Source organism: Palleronia pontilimi (genome assembly GCF_016412875.1).
Taxonomy (GTDB): domain Bacteria; phylum Pseudomonadota; class Alphaproteobacteria; order Rhodobacterales; family Rhodobacteraceae; genus Palleronia; species Palleronia pontilimi.
This window is the reverse complement of record NZ_JAEKPD010000007.1, coordinates 322,244-335,416: the sequence shown is the minus strand read 5'-3', so window position 1 is coordinate 335,416 and position 13,173 is coordinate 322,244. Positions and strand designations below refer to the sequence as shown.

The following is a 13,173-nucleotide window of genomic DNA, read 5'->3' as shown; positions in this document are numbered from 1 at the left end:
AGTCCAGTTCGCAATGGCCCGGATACCGGGGAGAAGGTCAGATACGGCACATCTGATGAGCCAGCGGGATGTACCTGACATGCCGACGATGGTCGTCGCCAGCCTTGCTGCTTCCCTGATGGTCGATACCGCATCGGAAAAGGATCCAATGGGCGCTTTCCGCGAGGCATTCCAGGACTGCCACGACCGGGCGCAAGAACTGGTGAATGCAGTCCGACCTGGCGCTGCGGGTCACTGACGCAGACGGGAGCGCGCTTTCGGGGGCGCTCCCACTACAATGAGGCCTGTAGCAGACCCGGCATCCGGAAATTTTCCGGAAAATCCATTAGCGCAAGCTTTCAGGATTAAGAATATTTCTGGTAAGTATTTGATTTTATTGGTGCCCCCACCAGGAATCGAACCCGGGACCTACTGATTACAAATCAGTTGCTCTACCAACTGAGCTATAGAGGCGCTGGGCGGGATATAAAGCCGCTGGCCCGGCTTTGTCCATGCCCCTAGCGGTTGGCGCGGGCCAGGATCGCGACGGCGGCGATGCCGACCAGGGTGACCAGCAGGGCAGCGGGTGCGGCGTCGGAAATCCGCTCGAGCGAGGCCTGCTCGTAGACCCGCGTCGCCAGCGTGTTGTAGTTGAACGGGCGCAAGAGCAGCGTGGCGGGAAGTTCCTTCACGCAATCCACGAAGACCAGCAAAAGCGCGGTGCCCACCGAGCCGCGCATGAGCGGCAGGTACACGGCGCGCAGGGTCCCGCCCGCGCTGCGGCCCAGCGCCCGTGCGGCCATGGGCAGGCTGGGCGACACGCGGCCCATGGCGGCGTCGGCTGCCCCTTGGGCGATGGCGAAGAACCGCACCATGTAGGCCAGCACGATCGCCGCCGCCGACCCGGTCAGCAGCAGCCCCGGATCGGTGCCGGTCAGCGCCAGCCAGGCATCGGCCAACACGTTGTCGAAGGCGGCCAGCGGCAGCAGGATCCCGACGCCGAGGACTGCGCCAGGGGCGGCGTAGCCGATGGTCGTCACGGGCATCAGCAGCTTGGGCAGCGTCGCGCGGGTCAGGCGCACGCCGTAAACCAGCACGAGGGCCGCGCCGACGGTCAGCGCAGCGGCCAGCCCGCCCACCGACACGGTATGCCAAAGCGCGCGGGCCAGGCCCGGATCGACCCATGTCTCGGGCCGCGATACGGCGTGTTCCAGCAGCACCGCGACGGGCAGGACGAAGCCGAAGGCGAAGGGCAGAACGCAGCCGATCGCGGCGGTCCAGCCCGCGACGCCCGTCAGGGGGGCCGGGTCGAGCGGGCGGTCGCTGCGCGCCATGCGGAAGAAGCGCGACCGGCGGCGCGAGAATTTCTCGAGCATCACCAGCACCAGCACCAGGGCAAGGATCACGCAGGCGATCTGCGACGCGCCGCCCGCGTTGCCCATCTCCAGCCAGACGGTGAAGATGCCGGTGGTCAGCGTCTGCACGCCGAAATATTCGACGACGCCGAAATCGTTGATCGTCTCCATCATCACGATGGCCGTCCCGGCCGCGATCGCGGGGCGGGCAAGCGGCAGACCCACGCGCCAGAACCGCTTGAACGCACCCGCCCCCAGCGCCTGCGCCACCTCCAATGAGCGGCCCGATTGCTCGCGGAAGGCGGCGCGGGCCAGAAGATAGACATACGGATACAGCGACGCGGCCAGCACCACCACCGCCATGGGACGCGAGCGGACCTGCGGGAAGGCGTAATCGCGCGCGCTTTCCCAGCCCATCAGGCCGCGCAGGCCGGTCTGCACGGGGCCCGCGTATTCCAGGAAATCCACCAGCGCGTAGGCGCCCACATAGGCCGGGATCGCCAGCGGCAGCAGCAGCGCCCATTCCAGCCAGCGCCGTCCGGGAAAGCGGTACATGACCACCAGCCACGCCGTCACCGTGCCCACGACGGCCGCCAGCGCGCCCACCGACAGCATCAGCACGACCGAGTTCGTCAGGTAGCGCGGCAGCGTGGTCGAGATGAGGTGCCCCCAGATCGGCGCCGACGGGAACAGCGCCAGCCACAGAACCGCCGCAATGGGCAGCAAGACTAGCGCCGCGATGGCAAGCGCGGCCAGCGACCAACCGCTCGACAGGATCCGCGACGGTGGCGGGAGGGATATCTGACTCATTTCATCGGCCATTCCTGCGATCTAGCCGAAACGCGCCCGGTGTGGAAGGGATCTGCCGGGGCTCTTTGCCGCGCGACCGGTCCTGCCTATAACACCACAGGCAACGGGCGAGCGAGGCGCGCATGAAGATCGGCTTCCATATCGGCGCGCATGAGACCGACGGCGACCGGCTGGTCAAGTCGCTGCTTCGCAATCGCGACACGCTGGACCACGCGGGTGTCTTCGTGCCGGGGCCCGGGCGATACCGCGGCACGCTGCGCGATGCCGCGGTCAGGATGCGCGGCGACGTGGCCGATGCCGATACCGAGGAAAGCCTGCTGGACGCCATCCTGGACGGCGCCACGCCGGACACGCTGTTTCTGAGCAATTCCAGCTTCATCTCGGTGCCCGAAATGGCGGTGGGTGAAAACCAGCTCTATCCGCGCATGTTCAAGGCGGCGTGGCTGCGAAACCTGTTTCCCAGCCATTCCGTCACGTTCCACATCTGTGTCCGCGATCCGGCCACGTTCCTGCCGTCGATCTATCAGACCGTCGCGCGGGACAAGAGCTTCGTCGAGTTCACCGGCGGCATCGATCCGCGGCGGCTGGTCTGGTCGGCGCCGATCAACCAGCTTTTGCAATCGGTGCCCGATGCCGATGTCGTGCTGTGGTGCTACGAGGATACGCCGCTGATCTGGGACGAGATCATGCGCGCGGTCTGCGATATCGGGCCCGACGTGCATCTGCACGGCATCTACGACATGGCGCGGCAGGTGATGAACGACGAAGGGATGCCGCGGCTGCGCAACTACGTGGCCCAGCATCCGCCCGCCAACAGCGCCATGCGACAGCGGATCATCACGGCGTTCCTGGACAAGTTCGGCGTCGACGCGGCGCTCGAGCAGCAGATCCCGATCGAAGGCTGGAGCCAGGCGCTGATGGACGATCTGACCACCATCTACGAGGAAGACCTGGTCGACATCGCCGAGCTGGCGCGGGTGCGGATCGTCACGCGCTAAGGCCGGTCTCAGGTCTCGCCTTCGGTTTCGATGTAGATCGTGTTGCCGCAATGCTTGCAGTGGCTGGCGTCGCGGTCGTGCAGCTCCAGCCCGCATTCGGGGCATTTCTGCTCGACCTTGTTGGGCCGGTAGATGGCTTGCAGCAGGTTCAAGAAAAAGCCGACGCCGAAGATCATGATGCAAATGGTCAGGATGCGACCGACGCGGTCGGTCAGGATGATGTCGCCGTAGCCGGTCGTGGTCAGGGTGGTGATCGTGAAGTAGAGCGCGTCGATATAGGTTTCGACATTGTCGTTGCGGTCATGCTCCCACACCCAGACAAGGCTGGTCACGACGAAGATGAACGCCGCCAGGTTCAGCGCCGCGCGCACGACGCGGCGGTTGATGTCCAGGTGCTGCGTCGCCTTGTCGAGCTGCTCGATCAGGTGGAAGCTGCGCACCAGCCTGAGCACGCGCAGCACCCGCAGGAAGCCGAAATTGGATCCCGCAATCAGCGGAGCCAGAAGCGACAGCACGACGATCAGATCGGCCAGGGTCGTCAGCTTCAGCAGGAACTGCATCCGCCGCTCGGCGATCCAGAGCCGCGCGCCCAGGTCCACCAGCACGACCGCGGCGACCACCAGGTCGATGACCAAGAGCCGCGTGTCGAGATCGGATGTGGCCGTGGCCAGGAAATAGGCGATGGTCACCAGGTCGAAGATCACCAGCGCGATGCGGAAGGCGCGCGGGCCGGTGCCGTCGCCTTCGTAGAGGGTCTGCAGGATCGATTTCACCAGGGCGCTCGTCGCTTGCTTCGCGCGCGCCCCGCGGGCCCGCAATGAAAGACCTAGCCCGCGCGGCGGCTTACGACATGCCCAGCGCTTCCTTGTACATCTCGAGCACGGCTTCCTCTTCGGCGATGTCGTCCTTGTCGCGCTTGCGCAGCGCGATGACCTTGCGCATCACCTTGGTGTCGTAGCCGCGGCCCTTGGCCTCGGCCATGACTTCCTTCTGCTGCTCGGCGACGTCCTTCTTTTCCTGCTCGAGCCGCTCGTAGCGTTCGATGAACTGGCGCAGCTCGTCGGCGGTGACGCGGTAGGTGCTGTCGATCACGGACTCATCGGACATCGGGCAAATCCTTCGGGGCTGGAAAACTTGAAACCGGGGCACCCTCTATGACGCGCACCGGGCCAGAGCAAGGGGCGATCGGCTTGCATGCGCGCGCCGCTTGGCCTAGGCCGCGCGCCATGCGCAGGAGGGTGGCATGGTCGTCTTGGTCTGGATCGGTGCGGGAATGGCGGTGCTCGGGCTGGCGATCCTGAGCTATTGCATCGTCGGCGCGTGGAAGGCCCGCAAGGCGGGGCTGGACGACGCCGCGCTGCGGGCCCGCCTGCAGCGGCTGGTCGTGTGGAACCTGGGTGCGCTGATGGTGTCGATGCTGGGACTGATGGTGCTGGTCGCCGGGATCTTCCTGGCCTGACCGCCGCCTAGAGATCGCCGAAACGCTGGCCGTTCTTCACCATGCTTTCCAGTAGGTCGGGCGGCGTTTCGCCCGCTGCGCGCAGAATGTTCTGCAACTCCAGCAGTCCGGCCCGGTCGGCCGCGAAGAGCAATCCGCCCGACAGGCGCGGCAGGTCCAGCGCGGGCAGGCTGGCGATGTTCAGGTCCGACGCCCGCCGCACCGCGCCGTCCGACAGCAGGCGTGCCGCCGCACCGGTCAATGCGGCCAGCCAGCGATTGGCGATGGCCGTGTCGGTCCAGGCCCGGCGCGGCCGGTCGTCGCTTGCGCGCAATTCCGCGGCGACCGCGGCCGCGTCGTCCAGAGACGCCAGGCCCGCGCTGACCATCAGCTCGATCAGCGCGCCCTGCCCCCATCCGAGCGCCGCGCGTCGCTTCTGGGTCGCGGCAAGGCCCGCGGCCTGCGCCCGGGCGAGCGGTCCGCGCGCGATCGCGAACCTGTCCTTCAGGGCCGTGTCGATGCGGGCCGGATCCGCGCCCTCGACGATCATCGCCTCGGCCGTGGCCAGCGACACCTCGGCCAGCTTCGCCACGACGCGCCCCGCCGAGACGCCCGTCAGGATCGCGCGTCGCCCCAGGGCGCGGGCCAGCGCGACGCCAGCCTCGCGCGCTAGCGGCGTGGTCGCGTCGGTGATGGCGATCTCGGCAAGCCCGTCGGCCCCCGGTGGCAGGTGAAAGCCCAGGGCATCGCCCGACCGGTCCGACGACAGATGCGCGCCCGGATCGGTGTCGCTGCCCCCCAGGGCGATGGGCGTGCCCGGTTCGGTGAACAGCTCGATCGCCTGCGCAAGCTCGGCCCGCAATCCCGGATCGCCCGTCGCGGCTTCGACGACGAAACCGACCTTGCGCAAGGGCTCCATGTCGACCCCGGGCCGGAACAGGTTGAGCATCCCGTCGATCCGCTCGGCGCTGATGCCGCCCGCGGCGGCCAGCGTTTCCACCCGGTCGATCACCGTGCCCGCGGCATGGGCCAGCCCCGCATCGTCGAGCGCCACCAGGTCCACCTCGGCGCCCGCATGCAGGCAGGCTTCGGCCAGCCGACCCGCGATGGTCGTCCCGCCCAGGATCGCCACGCGCGGGGGCAGCGTGGCCGTGACATCGCGCTGGGCATTGGCGGCCTCGTCGCGGGCCAGGCGGCGCAGCGCGCGGCTGGCCGGGCTTGCCTGCGCATCGGCGTCGGCCTGCGCTTCCATCTGCTCGGCGGCGAAGCCGGGCAGGATCAACGCGGCCTCGACGCAATCGACGATGCGCGCGCGGACGTCCAGGATCGACCGCTCGGTCCGCGCCTTGGCGACGGCGGCCAGATACGCCTGCGGATCGGCCAGCCCCATGCGGTCGGGCGCGGATGCGGCGGCCCGCGCCAGGGCCGCTGCCGCGTCTTCCGGGGCGTCGTCGAGCAGGTCGATCAGCCCGTCGGGGGCGGCGTCGGCGGCCAGCGTCGCGCCGCCCAGCAGCATCCGAAGCGCGGCATCGGCCCCCACCAGCACGGGCAAGGTCTGCGAGCCCAGCGCCGAGGGCGGCTGGCCGGTGCGGATCTGCGGCAGCGACACGCGGGCCTGGGGATGGGCGACGCGCATCCGGGCGGCCAGCGCCAGTTCCAGACCGGCGCCCTGTGCCGCGCCGCGGATCGCGGCCACGACGGGCTTTCGCGCCACGCGGATCCGGCGGGCCAAATCGCGCGGAGTGTCGGTCCGCGGCGCGTCGACCGGCAGGCCCAGGCAAAAGGCGCGCGCGCCGCCGATCAGCGTGATCCCCTTGACGGCCGGATCGCCCAGCGCCTGCGCCAGCTCCAGCGACAGCGCGCCCAGGCCCGCCGCGTCCAGCCAGGCGGGCAAGGCGATTTGCGCCACGCCGTCGGTCATCTTCACGCTCATGCTGCCTTGCCTTCCGTCAGATCGCGCGCCATTCGCGCCAGCACCGGCACCGCTTCGCCGTATTGCCGCGCCTTTTCCGGGTTCGAGGCGTTGCCGGCCTGCGCGCGGGCAAAGACCCCCTGCAAGATCGATGCGAGCCGGAAGAACGAGAACACCAGGTAGAACGGCCAGTTGTCGATGTCCCCGATGCCGCGCCGCTCGCAATACCGCGCCACGTAGTCGCGCTCGGACGGCAGGCCCAGGTCGGCCCGATCGAGCCCGCCCAGCCCGCGCATCCCGCCGTCATGGGGCAGCCGCCACTGCATGCACTGATAGGCCAGGTCGGCCAGGGGATGGCCCAGCGTCGAAAGTTCCCAATCCAGAAGCCCAATGACCTCAGGGGCTTGCGGCGCGAAGATCATGTTATCGAGCCGGTAATCCCCGTGCACCAGCGCCACCGCGCCGTCATCGGCGGGCATGTGGTCGGGCAGCCAGTCCATCAGCCGCGCCATATCGTCCGACGGCGCGTCGACGCTGGCGCGGTACTGGCGCGACCAGCGATCGGTCTGGCGGGCGAAGTAATTGCCGGGTTTGCCGAAATCGCCCAGGCCCGCCGCGTCGACATCGACCATGTGCAGATGGGCGAGCGTCGCGTTCATGGCGTCGTAGATGGCGGCGCGGGTCTGCGGGGTTTCGTCGGGCAGCGCGGGGTCCCAGAAGATGCGGCCCTGGAGATGCTCCATGACGAAGAAGGCGCGCCCGATGGGCGAGGTCTCGTCGTCGGCCAGCGCGAACATGCGCGGCACGGGCACATGGGTGTCGGCCAACGCGGCCATGACGCGGTATTCGCGATCGACCTGGTGGGCGGATTTCAGCAGCTCGCCGGGGGGTTTCGCCCGCAGCACGAAATTCCCGCTGGCCGCGATGATCCGGTAGGTCGGGTTGGACTGCCCGCCGCTGAACTTCTCGACGCGCTCGAGGCTGCGAAAGCCGTCGACATGCGCCGTCAGCCAGTCGCCCAGCGCGTCCTGGGATATGCCAAGTCCTTCAATCATGGCCGCACCTTACCCCCAAGCATCGGTGGCGCAACGGCTTTGGGCGGCGTTGATTGACTTTCGCGCGCGGGCGCGACCATCCTCGCACACAAAAACCGGGGGACAGGCGACATGGCGGCGATGGATCTGGGCGTGACCGAGCGGTTGGCGCCCCTGCTCGAACAGGTGCGCGACATGGTCCGATCCGAGATCGCGCCGCTTGATTCCGAATACCTGGCCGAGGTCGCGGTGGGCGACCGCTGGCAGTTCACGCCGCGCCAGACGGAGATCCTGGAAGGCCTGAAGGGGCGCGCGCAAGAGCGGGGACTGTGGAATTTCTGGCTGACCGACAGCGACAAGGGGCGCGGCCTGACAACGGTCGAATACGCGTATCTGGCCGAGGAGATGGGCCGCTCGCACCTGGCGGCCGAGGTGTTCAATTGCAGCGCGCCCGATACCGGCAACATGGAAGTGTTCGAGCGCTACGGCACCGAGGACATGAAGGACCGGTGGCTGAAGCCGCTTCTGGCGGGCCGGATCCGGTCGGCTTACCTGATGACCGAGCCGGACGTGGCGTCGTCGGACGCGACCAATATCGCGATGTCCTGCGTCCGCGATGGCGACGCGTATGTGCTGAACGGCGAAAAGTGGTGGGCGACCGGCTCGGGCGACCCGCGCTGTGCCGTCTATATCGTCATGGTGAAGACCGGCGATGACGATGCCCCAAAGCACCAGCGCCATTCGATGATCGTCGTGCCCGCCGATGCGGCCGGGATCGAAAAGCTTCGGCCGATGACGGTCTACGGCCACGACGATGCGCCGCACGGGCACTATCACATCCGCTTCACGGACGTGCGCGTGCCCGCCGATCACCTGCTTCTGGGCGAAGGGCGCGGCTTCGAGATCGCGCAAGGCAGGCTGGGACCGGGGCGCATCCACCATTGCATGCGGGCGCTGGGCCAGGCGGAATACGCGCTGGAGCTGCTCGTCGACCGCGCCCAGGCGCGCGAGGCCTTTGGCAAGCCGCTGGCGCAGCTGGGCGATATGCATGACCAGATCGCCAATTCCCGGATGGAGATCGAGCAGGCCCGGCTTTTGTGCCTCAAGGCCGCGTGGATGATGGACCAGGGCGATCCGCGCGCGGCGGCGCCCTGGATCAGCCAGGTGAAGGTGGTGGCGCCGCTGGTCGCACTCGAGGTGACGGATCGCGCGGTGCAGGTCCATGGGGCTGCGGGCATCAGCCAGGACACGCCGCTGGCGCGTCAATGGACGCATCTGCGCACGTTGCGGCTGGCCGACGGCCCGGACGCGGTGCACCGGCGGCAGGTCGCGCGCGCCGAGTTGAAGAAGCGGGGCCGCAACGACACGTGACGCTGCGACGCGCGCGTGGAGGCCGCGGATTTCTGCGCGCCGCCTTCGCAGAAGCCCTGCCACCCAGCTTTCCCTTCCGCGCGGCTTCGGTATGGTGACGCCGAGCCCAACAGCCTGAAAGACCCGCCATGAATATCCGTCAGATCACCCCGTCTTACGCGGTCTCGCCGCAGATCGACGTCTCGGACGTGCCCGGGATCGCCGCATCAGGCTTCTCGGCGATCATCTGCAACCGGCCCGATGACGAGGTCGCGCCAGACCAGGCCAGCGCCGCGATCCGTGCCGCGGCCGAGGCGGCGGGACTGGCGTTCCACGACAACCCCGTCAGCAATGGCGGCCTGGGCGCACCGCAGATCGCGGCGCAAGCGCAGGTCCTGGCCGAGGCCGACGGTCCCGTTCTGGCCTATTGCCGGTCGGGCACGCGGTCGTGCTTTGTCTGGGCCTTCGGCGCCGCCGAGACGACCGAGGTGCAGAAGATCGTCGAAGCCGCCGCCCGCGCGGGCTACGATCTGTCCCCCGTCGCGGGTCAGCTGGCAGCCATCGGACAGGCCCATCGCGACGGGCCCGCCTGAGCACCCACCCCGCGCGATCCGGCGATCATTCGGCGGCGCTGTCGCTTCCCATCCCGGCCCGGGACAGGCGCGCCGCGCTGAAGGTTTCGGGCGTCACGCCGATCCTGACCGCCTTGCGTCCGCCGCTCTGGCCGAGACGGCCGACGCAAAGCGGTTGGCCCCCGGTCGAGACGATCTTGACGTCGTTGATCGCATGGCGCCCCAGGGGCAGCGTGTCGCCGGGCTTCAGGTTCTGCAGCGCCCGCACCGAAAGACTGAGCCGGGTCAGTTCGGCCGTCAGCGGCACCTGCGCGCCCAGCACGCGTGATTCGATCCGGGCGTTCCAGTCCTGCGGCCCTGCCTCGTCGGTCGGCGCGACGGGGGCGCGCGGCAACACCAAGGTCAGCTTGCCGCTGCGCGGCCCGCCCGGACCCGCTTCGAGCGCGATGGTGAAAAGGTCGTGGGTCTCATCCTCGAGCGACAGGGCGATTTCGCGCGTGTTCTCGATCCGGGTGGCGAAGCGATAGCCCGAGGCCAGCGTGGCCACGCCCATTTCGGCCACCAGCGCCTGCTGAGTGGCGAGGACGCGGTCCAGGGGATCGGCCAAGATAGCGGCGTCGGTGGCGGTCACCACGCGGTCCGACAGGGGGCGCTTCTGCACGCGGCCAAGCGTCAGCATCTCGAGCATCGCGCCCAGAAGGTCGCGCGACACCACGATCAGGCCATAGCCCAGCGGTCCGTCGAGAAGGGCCACCAGCGCGCCGTCTTCCACCAGATCGCCCGCGGCATCGGGAAGGATGGTGTCGCACGTCACCTCGCCGATCACGGCTTCCAGCCCGATGGCGCGCATCAGGCCGTGCTGGACCGCCCGTCGCCACACCCGTTCCGGTGTCAGCGGCGGCGGCACATCACTGGGCCGCTTCGTCCCGATCTTGCGTCGCAAGGGGGAAAGGTCGGACATGGGCAACGCCATCCTGGCTGCGAATCTGGTGCCAACCTGACGCAAGAGCCTTACCAAAGCCTGAAGGTCCGGCTATTCGGCTGCCGCCTTGCCGGAACTGGCGCCAAGGCGGGTCGGCACGTGGACGCGGAAAGCCGCCCCCGACTGGCCGGGCAGATACGCGATATCTCCGCCGAGCCGCGCCATGATCTCGCGGCAGATGGCCAGTCCCAGGCCTGCGCCCCCGGCCGCGTCGGTGTCACCGGCGCGCGCGAATTTCTCGAAGATCATGTCCTGCTGGGCGCGCGGCACCCCCGATCCGTTATCGCTGAAATCCACGTCCCAGCCCTGCCCCGAGGGCCGCACGCGGATCGTCAGGACCGGGCGGTCGGCATCGCAATACTTCACCGCGTTGCCGATCAGGTTGATGAAGACCTGGCTCAGGCGATCGGGGTCGGTTTCGATCCGGACCCGCTCGCGCGCGCGGTCGCGGCGGATCTCGAGCCGCGTGAGCTCGCCCGCCGACGCCACCGCGCGGTCGATCACGTCGCCAAGCGTCACGGCATCAAGCCTGAGCGACACCTGCCCCGCCTCGAGCACACCGAGGTCCAGCAAATCATCCAGCAGCCGGGTCAGGCGCCGCGCCTCGTCGTGAATCACGCCCGAGAACCGCGCGCGCTGGTCGGGGGCCATGTCCGCGCCGTCGCGCAGGATCTCGGAAAACGCGCGGATCGAGGTCATGGGCGTGCGCAGCTCGTGGCTGATCTGGCTGAGAAACGCGTCCTTCTGGATCGACAGGCGCGTCAGCTTGTCGTTGGCGTCGCGCAACTGGCGCGCGGTGCGGGTCAGCTCGTCGGATTGCGCTTCGAGCCGGGCGGAATATTCCATGATCTGCGCCGTCTCGTCGGCCACCCGCATCAGCTGCTCGACCGACAGGATCGCGCCGCCGGTGATTTGGCCGACCATGGCGTGGGCGGTGGCCGCGCCGACCGAGCCCGCAAGCTGGCGTTCGAGCATCTCGACGAAATCGGGCGTGACGTCGGGCAGGTATCCCAGCTTGCCCTGCGCGGAGGCCGCGGACTGGAACAGGCGCTGCGCCTCGCGCGCGCCAAGGATGCGTTGCGCCATCAGCAGCAGATCCTCGGCCTCGACCGGGGCCGAGGACGCGCCGCGCGGACCGGCGGCGTGACGAAAGACGTTGACCATTGCCGCGCCCTGCACCCGCTCGAGCGGGCTGGCGCGGCTTAAGAGCGAGCCCGCCAGGAACGCCGCGGTGTTGAAGGCCATGGACCAGACCAGCGTGTGCAGCAGCGGGTCGATCCCGTCGATCCCGAACAGCGCCTGCGGGCGCAGCCAGCCGACACCGAAGGGGCCATCGGCCATGATCTGCGCGCCCAGCACCGTGCCATCGCCGACGCTGGGCAGGAACAGGGTCCAGGCCCAGATCGCGAAGCCCAAGGTCAGCCCCGCGCCCGCGCCCACGCGCGTGGCACCCCGCCAGAAGATCCCGCCCAGAAGCGCAGGGACCACCTGGGCGATGCCGCAAAAGCTGATCAGGCCGATCGAGGCCAGGAACGCGCCGCCGCCGGAGGTGCGGAAATAGACGTAGCCCAGCGCCAGCAGACCGACGATGGCCGCGCGCCGCGCCCCGATGATCAGGTGGCGCACGTCGCCCGACATGGTGGCGCCCTGCCCGCGCCCCAGGCTCAGCCACAGCGGCACGACGATGTGGTTCGAGATCATCGTGGCCAGCGCGATCGCCGCGACGATCACCATCGAGGTGGCCGACGAAAAGCCACCCAGGAAGGCCAACATCGCCAGCTCGTCCTGGCCGCGCGAGAGCGGCACGGTGAGGACGAACAGGTCGGGGTTCGAGCCTGCGGGCAAGTAAGTGAGCCCGGCGACCGCGATGGGCACGACGAACAGGCTCATGGCGAAAAGGTACAGCGGGAAGGCCCAGGACGCGGTGGCCAGGTGCCGCTCGTCCGAATTCTCGACCACCAGCACCTGGAACATGCGCGGCAGGCACAGGAAGGCGGCAGCCGACAGGAAGGTGACGCCAAGCCAGCGCGCGGGCTGCATCTGCCAGTCGGCGATGGGGGACGCTTCGATCATCGCGTAGGTGGCCGCTGGCCCCCCCGCCACGCCCCAGACCACGAAGGCGCCCACGGCCAGAAGCGCCACCAGCTTGACCAAGGCCTCGAGCGCGATGGCGGTGACGATGCCGCTGTGGCGCTCGTTCACGTCCAGGTTGCGGGTGCCGAAGACGATGGTGAAGACCGCCAGCCCGATCGCCGACAGCAGCGCGATGTCGTTCACGTCCTCGGGACCGCGCCCCGAGAATGCGGCGAAGCTCAGCGTGATGGATTGCAGCTGAAGCGCGATGTAGGGCGTGATCCCCACGACCGCCAGAAGCGTGACCAGACCGCCCAGGAAGGGCGATTTGCCGTAGCGCGACGAGATCAGGTCGGCGATCGACGTGATCCGCTGGGCGCGTCCGATCCGCACCAGCTTGCGCAGCAGAACCCACCAGCCGACCAGCACCAGCGTGGGCCCGGAATAGATCGCGACAAATTCCAGCCCGTTGCGCGCCGCCGATCCGACGGCGCCGTAGAAGGTCCAGGCGGTGCAGTAGATCGACAGCGACAGGGTGTAGATCACCGGGCCGCGCAGCCACCCGGCCCGGCCCCGCATGGCGCGGCGCTCGGCCCAGAAGGCCACGGCGAAAAGCAGCGCCACGTAGGCGAGCGATCCCAGGATGAGCATGTTGAACGTCATGGGCGCG

General features: G+C 68.7%; 12 protein-coding genes and 1 tRNA gene. 5 read left to right on the top strand and 8 right to left on the bottom strand.

The genetic code is table 11. The annotated features are described in order from the left end of the window. Positions 1-238, top strand: a 238-nt coding sequence (locus ILP92_RS08830; protein ID WP_214649989.1) for a hypothetical protein, incomplete at its 5' end; no start/stop codon positions are given. Positions 239-377: 139 nt separating this feature from the next. Here the strand turns inward: ILP92_RS08830 and ILP92_RS08825 are convergent. Together ILP92_RS08825 and ILP92_RS08820 are read right to left on the bottom strand one after the other, a co-directional pair. Next, positions 378-453, bottom strand: a tRNA-Thr gene (locus ILP92_RS08825). A gap of 44 nt (positions 454-497) precedes the next feature. Then, positions 498-2,144, bottom strand: a complete 1,647-nt coding sequence (locus ILP92_RS08820; RefSeq protein WP_235971244.1) for an ABC transporter permease — start codon at positions 2,142-2,144, stop codon at positions 498-500. Positions 2,145-2,266: 122 nt separating this feature from the next. Between ILP92_RS08820 and ILP92_RS08815 the strand changes: the two genes are divergently transcribed. Beyond that, a complete protein-coding gene (locus ILP92_RS08815; protein ID WP_198916007.1) occupies positions 2,267-3,142 on the top strand; it encodes a hypothetical protein in 876 nt (291 codons plus the stop codon). An 8-nt stretch (positions 3,143-3,150) separates the two neighbouring features. Here the strand turns inward: ILP92_RS08815 and ILP92_RS08810 are convergent, their stop codons facing one another. Together ILP92_RS08810 and ILP92_RS08805 are read right to left on the bottom strand one after the other, a co-directional pair. Then, positions 3,151-3,915 carry an ion transporter gene (locus ILP92_RS08810; RefSeq protein WP_214649988.1) on the bottom strand — a complete coding sequence of 255 codons (765 nt, stop codon included), beginning with the start codon at positions 3,913-3,915 and terminating at the stop codon, positions 3,151-3,153. A gap of 70 nt (positions 3,916-3,985) precedes the next feature. After that, positions 3,986-4,249, bottom strand: coding sequence for a DUF2312 domain-containing protein (locus ILP92_RS08805; RefSeq protein ID WP_198916005.1), 264 nt, complete (start codon positions 4,247-4,249; stop codon positions 3,986-3,988). Between the two features lie 136 nt (positions 4,250-4,385). On the opposite strand from ILP92_RS08805, the gene ILP92_RS08800 reads away from it, so the two are divergent. Continuing rightward, positions 4,386-4,601: a hypothetical protein gene (locus ILP92_RS08800; protein WP_198916004.1), complete on the top strand. Its 216-nt coding sequence runs from the start codon at positions 4,386-4,388 to the stop codon at positions 4,599-4,601. Between the two features lie 7 nt (positions 4,602-4,608). On the opposite strand, the gene ILP92_RS08795 is transcribed toward ILP92_RS08800, so the two are convergent. Beyond that, positions 4,609-6,513: an enoyl-CoA hydratase-related protein gene (locus ILP92_RS08795; protein ID WP_198916003.1), complete on the bottom strand. Its 1,905-nt coding sequence runs from the start codon at positions 6,511-6,513 to the stop codon at positions 4,609-4,611. Further along, positions 6,510-7,547, bottom strand: a complete 1,038-nt coding sequence (locus ILP92_RS08790) for a phosphotransferase (RefSeq protein ID WP_198916002.1) — start codon at positions 7,545-7,547, stop codon at positions 6,510-6,512. The genes ILP92_RS08795 and ILP92_RS08790 overlap by 4 nt, the downstream gene beginning before the upstream one ends. A gap of 120 nt (positions 7,548-7,667) precedes the next feature. Here ILP92_RS08790 and ILP92_RS08785 point away from each other — a divergent pair, with 120 nt between their 5' ends. Both ILP92_RS08785 and ILP92_RS08780 read left to right on the top strand, forming a co-directional pair. Next, positions 7,668-8,897: an acyl-CoA dehydrogenase family protein gene (locus ILP92_RS08785; RefSeq protein WP_198916028.1), complete on the top strand. Its 1,230-nt coding sequence runs from the start codon at positions 7,668-7,670 to the stop codon at positions 8,895-8,897. A gap of 128 nt (positions 8,898-9,025) precedes the next feature. Beyond that, a complete protein-coding gene (locus tag ILP92_RS08780; RefSeq protein WP_198916001.1) occupies positions 9,026-9,469 on the top strand; it encodes a protein tyrosine phosphatase family protein in 444 nt (147 codons plus the stop codon). Positions 9,470-9,494: 25 nt separating this feature from the next. Here ILP92_RS08780 and ILP92_RS08775 read toward each other — a convergent pair whose 3' ends face one another. Together ILP92_RS08775 and ILP92_RS08770 are read right to left on the bottom strand one after the other, a co-directional pair. Beyond that, a complete protein-coding gene (locus tag ILP92_RS08775) occupies positions 9,495-10,409 on the bottom strand; it encodes a FliM/FliN family flagellar motor switch protein (RefSeq protein WP_198916000.1) in 915 nt (304 codons plus the stop codon). Between the two features lie 72 nt (positions 10,410-10,481). Next, on the bottom strand, positions 10,482-13,166 hold the full coding sequence (locus tag ILP92_RS08770) for a sensor histidine kinase (protein ID WP_198915999.1): 2,685 nt from the start codon (positions 13,164-13,166) through the stop codon (positions 10,482-10,484). Positions 13,167-13,173 lie beyond the last annotated feature (7 nt).